8 protein-coding genes are annotated in these 8,904 nt (G+C 58.7%); 6 read left to right on the top strand and 2 right to left on the bottom strand.

The genetic code is table 11. From position 1 onward, the window contains the following. The first annotated feature begins 85 nt into the window (after positions 1-85). From COMA2_RS08085 to COMA2_RS08070, 4 genes are all read left to right on the top strand, one after another. Complete coding sequence (locus COMA2_RS08085; RefSeq protein WP_175304358.1) at positions 86-1,363, top strand: IS256 family transposase; 1,278 nt, start codon at positions 86-88, stop codon at positions 1,361-1,363. A gap of 333 nt (positions 1,364-1,696) precedes the next feature. Next, positions 1,697-2,056: a PilZ domain-containing protein gene (locus COMA2_RS08080; protein ID WP_090896335.1), complete on the top strand. Its 360-nt coding sequence runs from the start codon at positions 1,697-1,699 to the stop codon at positions 2,054-2,056. Between the two features lie 251 nt (positions 2,057-2,307). Next, on the top strand, positions 2,308-2,496 hold the full coding sequence (locus COMA2_RS08075; protein ID WP_217490668.1) for a hypothetical protein: 189 nt from the start codon (positions 2,308-2,310) through the stop codon (positions 2,494-2,496). A gap of 6 nt (positions 2,497-2,502) precedes the next feature. After that, complete coding sequence (locus COMA2_RS08070; protein ID WP_090896331.1) at positions 2,503-2,766, top strand: type II toxin-antitoxin system RelE family toxin; 264 nt, start codon at positions 2,503-2,505, stop codon at positions 2,764-2,766. 154 nt (positions 2,767-2,920) lie between these two features. On the opposite strand, the gene COMA2_RS08065 is transcribed toward COMA2_RS08070, so the two are convergent. Next, positions 2,921-3,460 carry a zinc ribbon domain-containing protein gene (locus COMA2_RS08065; protein WP_090896347.1) on the bottom strand — a complete coding sequence of 180 codons (540 nt, stop codon included), beginning with the start codon at positions 3,458-3,460 and terminating at the stop codon, positions 2,921-2,923. A 37-nt stretch (positions 3,461-3,497) separates the two neighbouring features. Between COMA2_RS08065 and COMA2_RS08060 the strand changes: the two genes are divergently transcribed. Continuing rightward, positions 3,498-4,673: a THUMP domain-containing class I SAM-dependent RNA methyltransferase gene (locus COMA2_RS08060; RefSeq protein ID WP_217490667.1), complete on the top strand. Its 1,176-nt coding sequence runs from the start codon at positions 3,498-3,500 to the stop codon at positions 4,671-4,673. Between the two features lie 216 nt (positions 4,674-4,889). Beyond that, positions 4,890-7,292: an endopeptidase La gene (gene lon, locus COMA2_RS08055; protein ID WP_090896329.1), complete on the top strand. Its 2,403-nt coding sequence runs from the start codon at positions 4,890-4,892 to the stop codon at positions 7,290-7,292. On the opposite strand, the gene COMA2_RS08050 is transcribed toward lon, so the two are convergent. Next, the gene (locus COMA2_RS08050) at positions 7,289-8,557 is read right to left on the bottom strand and encodes a hypothetical protein (protein WP_090896327.1); all 1,269 of its coding nucleotides are present in this window, start codon (positions 8,555-8,557) and stop codon (positions 7,289-7,291) included. The two genes, lon and COMA2_RS08050, sit on opposite strands and share 4 nt — an antisense overlap. Positions 8,558-8,904 lie beyond the last annotated feature (347 nt).

Here is an 8,904-nt window from a genome sequence, read left to right as displayed (position 1 = left end):
TGGAGTTATATTGAAGTCCGTTGAATTTTGAATGAGGGGCTCCTGCCGTGGAATACTCTACGGGCACACAGGAAAGGAGCCACCGATGAGGCGGGAGACCAGACAACGGAAACAGGTGTTGGCAGGATTGCGAGCGATGACGGGTGAGGACCGAATGCTGGGGACCCTGGTCCGTGTCATTCACTCCGGGAAACAAGCGTTGGATGCGGTGATGCTGGAGATGGGACGGATGGTGGGTGAGAGTATCATGCTGATGGAGCGCGAGGAGATCGCGGGACCGGACTACCATCCGACGGACCCTGCTCTTCAAAAGTGGGCGCATGAGGACGGCTCGATCTTCCTGGGAGACCAGAAGGTCAAGGTGACGCGCCCCCGCTTGCGGCACGTGACGCAGGGAGAGCTGACCCTGCAGTCCTATGCCCGGATGCGTGCGCCGGGGGCATTTTCGGAGGAACTGTTGGCGAAGATTCTCCGAGGCGTGTCGGCGCAGCGCTACGCGGACACCGTGATCGAGGCCGCAGGGGCGTTCGGCGTGTCCGCCTCCTCGGTCTCTCGCAAGCTCGTGGAGCTGACCGCGACGAAACTGAAGGCGTTCCAACAACGATCTCTGGCCGACGTCACGCCATTTGCCCTCTTCCTCGACACCATCCACCGAGGGGGCGAGGCGTTTCTCGTCGCCCTGGGGGTGGACCAGGGTGGGGAGAAGAAGGCCTTGGGGTTCTGGCAGGGCTCTTCAGAAAATCACGAGATCTGTGAGGCGCTGTTTGTGGACCTGGAGCGTCGCGGGCTGGTCCTCTCCCGCCGAATTCTGTTTGTCACCGATGGCGGCAGTGGGCTGATCAAGGCGCTTCGAGCCCGGTTCGGTAAGAAGCTGGTGCATCAACGCTGTGCTATTCACAAGAGCCGGAATCTACAGCGGCACCTGGCAAAGCCGTATCGGGCAGAGGCGCATCGGCGGCTGATGACGGCGTTGGAGCAGACCAGCTATGCCGACGCGAGGCGGATGCTGCAGGAGTTGGAGGCCTGGCTCCGAACCAAAAACGAATCAGCGGCCACATCGCTCCGGGAAGCCTTTGAGGAATTATTGACCCTGCATCGGCTGAAGGTGCCGCCCCTGCTGCGCAAGACGCTCATATCCACCAATCCAATCGAGAGCATGTTCTCGCTGGTCCGGCACAGTGAGCGGAACCTCAAGCGAATCCGCGGGAGTGTGATGCTTCAGCGGTGGCTGGGGACCGTGCTGCTCTGCTGTGAGCAGCGGTTCCGGAAGGTCAAGGGCTATGCCGAGATTACGCAGATCAGGGCCACAATTGAGACCGAGCAGACAGAGGCGGCCTCTGTGCCGAGCAAGAAGGCAGCCTGACAAGAGCCATAACCATGGAGCGACTCAGAACATTTTCAACGGACATCTTGATAATTCCTCCATTTTGGGGCCCTCGACATTATGGGTATTGGGGCTATGGCTGGTAAACGTTCCCTGACGGGAAACCAGCGACACCGCCTTCCGTTGTGAAGGCGGCTACTCCTGCTCGGTTCGGTCTTTTCGTTGACAAGTCGCCCACGGACACATAGCCTGCTATCTAGCACCCATTAGTTATAACTCGCTACGACGCCGATCGGCTCGACAGGCAAAGAGTCAACGTCTCATGCTTCGCAGATAGGCAAATGGATCTGCCACGAGATAGAAGGACGCACGATGGTCACCCGTAAATTCCCGCGGTTTCCGGTCACAATCCCCAGCACCTTGGTTCAGAGAGACAAACTTCGATACAACGCGTCCGTGAAGGATCTCTCACTGAAGGGCTGCCGGTTAGAGAGCGTCGTCCAGCCCTTTACCGGCATGCAGGTGGAATTACTCATTGAACTGCCCGGCGAACCCACCCCCATCCACATCAGCAGAGGGGCCGTCCGCTGGTCCGGATCACAGGGAATCGGTGTCGAATTCTTAACCGTGGCACCCACCGAACAAGAACGACTCAAGCGGGTCGTCGAACAGCTTTCCGTAACGGCGGGACAGGCCCTCATCATTCCAAAAGGCACGCTGCCGAAGGCGTGAAGCAAATCGCTCAGCCGTCAGGACAGACTATTCCTCACCTTTGACGAGATCGACCATCTTTCCAAAAACAGACGGAGATCCTCTTTAACCAGAACGCCGATTTATCCGGCAAGCTGACCGGCAGGAATTGGAATTCACCGTGCTGCGCGTCATCCACGTTCGGCGCGCACAGGTTCGATCAAGTCCGCGCCCGCAGCTGGTTGCATTCCATCCATCCTGACCCGTATTCTGATTCCATGGATCTCTCGTCGTTGTCGATGGAACAATTGAAGGAACTGGTTCAAGGCCTCGTGGACGATCGGATTCGCGAGTTGATCGGAGATCCTGATCTGGGCCTCCGGCTCGGTGATTCACTCAGGGACCGACTCAAGCAATCATTGACGAACAGCGACCGGCTCTCCGGAGAAGACGTAGCCGAGCGGCTCGGCCTCCGGTGGTAAGATTCCATGCCCTGGTACCGCCTCGCCTTTCAACCCGGCATCGCACAAGATCTCGCCGCGATTGACAAACCCATGGCCCAACGGCTGCTCGACAAGTCCAAGTGGCTGGCATCCAATGTCGACAACCTGCGCCATGAACCCATTGCAGACGACCTTCCGGGACTCTGCAAGTATGCCGTGGGGGAATGGCGGGTTTTCTACACGATCGACCGAACGGAACAACTCGTCGACATCCACGCGATCCTGCCCCAGCGCGCGCTTCGCTCCTAACAGGCGGTTGGGAAACCCTCCGGCTTCGTTCTCGCGTCGTCGCCGCCTGATTCGGTGAAGGGCGCGTCTTGGCCCTCGGCTTCGCCGCGCCGGGGTGGGCGGAGAACAGACGTCTTTTTGAATAACCTGCCAAAGAACACTGATCGGGTCTCGATCAGTTGATGGTCCCCAGCACATCGGCGACATGCAGCTCAAACGTCCCCCGTGCCACGTCTTCGATGTAATGACGCAAGGCCGCCTCTACCACCGGAAAGGCGATCTCCTCCCAGGGGATTGCGTGGCGGGGAAAGAGCTGCACATCCAGACTTTCAAACCCTGCGCTGAACTGCTTGCTCTGAAGACGGCCGATGAAGGTCATGTAGACCTGCCCGATGCGAGGCAAGCTCAATACGGAATGGAGCCGCGTAATGGTCACCTGCGCCTGCGCCTCCTCGAGCGTCTCCCGCATCGCCGCCTGTTCGGTCCCTTCGCCGAGTTCCATGAAACCAGCCGGATAGGTCCAGAGGCCCAATCTCGGCTCGATGGCCCGCCGGCATAAAAGGATTTGATCTTCCCATTCCGGAATACAGCCCGCGACGATCTTCGGATTATGGTAATGAATAGCCTGGCAGGTTTCGCACACGAACCGAGGCAGGTTATCGCCGAGCGGAACCTTTTGGGTCACAGACTTTCCACAGGCGCTGCAAAAATTCATCCGCTGGCCTCTGAATCGGTAATCATCCGTGAGCAAAATGGATAGCATAAACCATCGCTTCTTTGCACCTTGTCCGCGCGGGCTTGAAGGCGTGCTTGAGGCAGAGCTTCATCACCTTGGCGTGCCGACGACGACCAAGACAGAGGGAGGCGTGGGCTTCCAAGCCTCCTGGTCGGCCATGTATCAGGTCAATCTCAATACACACATCGCCAGTCGCGTCCTCTGGGAAGTCGGACAGAGTCCTTACAGAACAGAACGCGATGTCTATCACGCCGCTTATGCACTTGCGTGGCCCCATTGGTTCACGCCCGCGCAGACAATCAAGGTGAAGGTAAGCGCCCGTCGATGTCCTCTCCCCAGCCTGGATTTCCTGACCCTCCGCATCAAAGACGCTATCTGCGATAAGTTTGCCACGGTCAGGCAGCGGCGCCCCAGCGTTGATACGGAGCGACCGAACATCAAACTCGACGCCTTTCTGGACGAGCGCGCCGTCACGTTTTATGTGGATACATCCGGAGAGCCGCTGTTCAAACGTGGCCATCGGACAGGCTCGGTCGAAGCGCCGCTTCGAGAAAACCTGGCGGCCGGCATTCTCCGGCTCGCTGGTTGGACCGCGAACGATGCGCTGCTCGATCCGATGTGCGGGAGCGGAACGATTCCGCTCGAAGCCGCCTTCATGGCCCGCCGGATCGCGCCGGGCCTCTCACGCAACTTCGGCTTTGAACAGTTGCTCGTTCACGACGCACATCGATGGGACCAATTTCGCGACGCAGCGCGAGCCAAGCAAGTGGCTCGGGCTTCCGCCGCCATCTATGCGTCCGACCGCGATCCGGCGATGGTGAAGATCGCGCAGCGAATGTTCGAAGGCGCCGGGGTGGCACACGATATCCGGCTGACGCAACAAGATATTCTGGATCTGGACGCGCCTGCCGACACCGGCGTGATGGTCATCAATCCGCCTTATGGAGTCCGCCTCAGCCGGCCGGACGAACTGGAGTCGTTTTACCCCAAGCTTGGAGATTGGCTGAAGCAGCGCTTCGCCGGATGGCGCGCCTATGTGTTGACCGGCGACGTCCGGTTATCAAAGCTGATCGGGCTGACGCCGTCCAAACGCATCCCCCTCTTCAACGGGGCATTGGAATGCCGGCTCTATGAATTTGTCATCGTCCGAGGCGGAGCGAGACGACGCCTCAGGCCGACAAACCAGCCTTGAATACTGATTCACCCGGGCGAAGATCAACAAAGTCCGCGTGAAGAAAACCGCAGCTCGGCCTCCACGAATGTGCGGCCCGTCCACCTGACCGCAGAGAGCATGAATTGAGCGAGGGTGCGCAAGGGTGCGATGGACGCCCTCCTTCCCCTTGACTTCCGAGCGTGGGAACCTATCAAGTTGTTATAATGTCTTGAACCCTGAGCAAGGATGGCCGCCATGGAACATACTGTCTTGTCGACGTTGCCGATACTTCCCGTTAAGCGAACGGTGTTATTTCCGGGCGTGATGATCCCTCTGACAGTCGGACGTGAACGTTCCGTAGCTGCGATAAACGCGGCGATGAAGACAGAAGAAAAGACCATCGTCGTGGTCGCGCAACGAGATCCTCAGACGGAAGAGCCCGTCTTGGCCGATCTGTATTCCATCGGCACGAAGGCGATCGTCAAGCAAATCGGTCAGTTGTCCGAGGGAACGATCCATGTGCTGGTACAGGGATTGGATCGCGTTGTCCTCCTGAAAGAAGAACAGTCCACCCCCTACTCCACGGCTCGTGTCCGCACCCTGGGGCGTCCATCGGACGATGGGCCTGAAGTCAAAGCCCTTCACCGAGCCGTTCAAGAACTTGTGTCCGAGTTGCCCCGATTGATCCAAGCTCCGGGCATTCAGGAAGTGGGGGCGGTGCTGAGCAATGAGGACGATTCCGTCGCGCTGGCCTATCGCATCGCCTCACTCGTCAATCTCAATGCGGTGGAAGAGCAGCAATTGCTCGAAAGTTCCTCGACCTTGGACCTTTTGCGCAGCCTGTACACCGCGCTGTCCAAGGAAATCCAAATACTTCAGTTGCGAGAAAAGATCGCCCAGGATGCCCAGACAAAAATCGGCAAAAGTCAGCGCGAGTACATCTTGCGCGAACAACTGAAGGCCATCCAGCAAGAGCTGGGCGAAGATGAGAATGAAGAGAACGAGGTCGCCCGGTTGAAAAAGCAGATTGCCGAAGCCGACTTACCCGAGCACGTGCGCAAGGAAGTCGAGCGCGAGGCCACGAGATTGGGCAAAGTGCCGCCGACCTCGCCGGACCATCAGGTCCTTCGGGCCTATCTGGAGCTGGTCCTCGAACTTCCTTGGAACAAGGCATCCGAGGAACATCTCGATCTCTCAACGGTCCGTCAGGTGTTGGAAGAGGATCATTACGGGATCAAGGAAGTGAAAGAGCGGATCGTCGAGCACCTGGCGGTCTTGAAACTCAATCCGACCGCCAAGGCCCCGATTCTCTGTCTCGTCGGCCCTCCCGGCGTCGGGAAAACAAGCTTGGGCCAGTCGATCGCAAGGGCGATGGGCCGGACCTTCGAACGATTCAGTTTGGGTGGTGTCCACGATGAAGCAGAATTGCGCGGCCATCGCCGCACCTACGTCGGCTCGCTGCCGGGCCGCATCATCCAGGCCATCCGCCGTGCGGGCGTCAACAATCCGGTCTTGATGCTCGATGAAGTCGACAAGATGGGGCGGGATTTTCGAGGCGATCCGGCTTCGGCCCTCTTGGAAATTTTGGATCCGGCGCAGAATCACACATTCCGTGATCACTATTTGGATCTTCCGTTTGACCTCTCCAAGGTTTTCTTTATCACCACGGCCAATACCCTCGACACCATCAGCCAACCCTTGTTGGATCGGATGGAAATCATTCGCCTTCAAGGGTACAGCGAGCGCGAGAAAGCCGAGATCGCTCGACGCTATCTCTGGCCGAGACGGCTCACGGAGGCAGGCATCGAGGCAAGCCAAGCCGTGCTTACGGACGAGGTACTGAATCTCGTCATTTCGCGCTACACCAGAGAAGCCGGCGTGCGCCAGCTTGAGCAGATGCTCGGACGGTTGACCAGAAAAGTGGCCTTGACATTCGCCGATCTCCGGGAAGGCCAGGAACGACGGCCTGTCGCCATTCCACCCGACATTCTCGGCGAGTGGTTGGGCTCCGAACGGTTTATGCCGGAAGAGGCCCGGAAGAGCCTGCCTCCAGGCGTCGCCACCGGCCTCGCTTGGACCCCGACCGGCGGCGATGTCCTTTATGTCGAAACCACCTTACTCCCTGGAAGTCACGAATTGACCCTGACGGGGCAGTTGGGCGACGTCATGCAGGAGTCCGCGCGCGCGGCCAGAAGCTATCTGTGGTCGCATGCGGAAAGCATGGGGTTGGACATCTCCCGGTTCAAACGAAACGGGCTCCACATCCATGTGCCGTCCGGAGCCATCCCGAAAGATGGGCCATCGGCCGGCATCACCATGGCGACCGCCCTGGCTTCCGCCTACGAGGGTAAGGCCGTGCGAAGCGACACCGCCATGACCGGCGAAATCAGCTTAAGCGGGCTTGTCCTGCCGGTGGGCGGCATCAAAGAAAAAGTGCTGGCGGCGCATCGCGCGGGAATCAAACGGATCATCATCCCGAAGGCCAATGAGAAAGATCTCAAAGAAGTCCCGCAGGAAGTGCGCGATGAGCTGACCTTCATCCTGACGGAACGGATCGAAGAGGTGTTACCGGCGGCCTTCAACCAGGACTCAGGCTACAGATCCAGCGGCAGCGGGAATGAACCTATGGCGACCTCCAGCGCCCCTGGGCATGCTTAAGTCTCATAGAAGGCACGGATGATCTGCGTCGTGTTGAACAGCAGGGCGCGCCGGCGCGTATAGACTGCGTGGCCATAGTAGTGGTCACGAGGATTCGTCGAGCCGGTGCTGTCCTTGTAGTCCACCAGCAAACAGCGGCCTTCGCTCGGGAACCGCACCGCGCGTCTTGCGCATTCCAGCCACCGTTCAAATCCATCGTATGGCTCGACCATCTCCCACACTTTCCTATTCGCCGCCTTGGCCGGTTCAGTCGGCGGGACGGCATCGCTGCCCGCAACGGCTAATTCCTGAACGTAATCTCCACCCCAGGCGATCGGCATCTCCATGGTTATCTGAGGCAGCTCCATCTTCGCCAGCCAACTTTTTCCATCTGTCCGCAAGTTCCGGTGATTCACGACGTGCAGCAGCTTTCCGATTCCGGAAGGATCCCACCCATAGCGAACCGGCGTGCCGAAGGTCACTATGTCGAGTGTCACTCCATGAAGGGGCGACGCGGTCGCGAGCATGGACTCAACAAGTTTGATCGTGTCGATGAGTGTGGTCTGACCGGCCTGGGCGGCATAGCCGGTCAACGTGTCAAGCAGCTTTGGCCGACCAGTGATGGGGCTTGGGCAGAGAAGATTCGACACGAACGCCAGCGTGAGTCCGGCTTGCCCATGCGCTTGGATGAGAATGCGGTGCCCCTTTCCCAAGTTCTGATGCTGACAGAGCTTGTGCAGTTCGGCGAGCAGGGACACGGCGGCGAGCGCCCGCCCAAGATGGTGATGTTCCGATGACCAGAGCAACCTGGTGCAGGAGATCGGCTGCGTCAGCTTCTTATTGATGGCCTTCCTCAACGAGTCGACATACTCGCCGGTGAAGTTCCCCGCGTCACCGATCTGTTCATCCAGAATGGTTTTCGTCGCATCATCGTCCGGAAGCGGCGGTGTGAGCCCGCCCGGCAGCGCCAGAATCCCGTTGCTGTCCTCGCGCATCGCGGCAAGCAAGGCATCGAGCCCCGAGACGCCCCGTGAATACCCTCGCTTGAGCCCACCCACCTCATCCAACCGCTGCGCGCCGAAGACATCGGTGCCGTGGAGCGAGCCATGGAGCAAGACAATGGCAGCGACTCCGGCCTGAAACAGACTTGTTCCGTACGCGGACATGGTCTCAGCCCAGGCTGGGGAATCCGGAGGGACCGCATCTGCCAGGTCGGCGAAACTCAATCGCTCGCCCGGACTCTTTCGCGATAGCTCGTCGTGCTGGAAATTATTCTCGACCGGCATGGGAAGATGTTCTTACCTGAAAAAGAGGTAGGAGCGCAATGAAGCGGAACAGCGGAAACGCTTATGAATACTGAGGGACAAGATTGGCCTGCTTTGATGGCGAACCTTTGGTTCATCGTTCTCTGGGAGTTGACTGAAAACCATCTTCAGCTTATAGCTGCCGTCCGAGAGTCGGTCGGTGCAATCAACCGTCTCACCTAGGAGGCGTCACATGATATGAAGTAGAGCATGGGTGAACAAAACAGATTTGCAATGCAAATGAAACACCTGAGACAGAAAAAAGAGCTAACCCAGGCCACGCTGGCATACAAGACGAAGCTTAGTCTCGGCTATGCAGCTCGGCTTGA

The organism is Candidatus Nitrospira nitrificans, assembly GCF_001458775.1.
Classification (GTDB): domain Bacteria; phylum Nitrospirota; class Nitrospiria; order Nitrospirales; family Nitrospiraceae; genus Nitrospira_D; species Nitrospira_D nitrificans.
The sequence above is the reverse complement of the archived record's forward strand: the minus strand, read 5'-3'. Positions and strand labels throughout refer to the sequence as shown.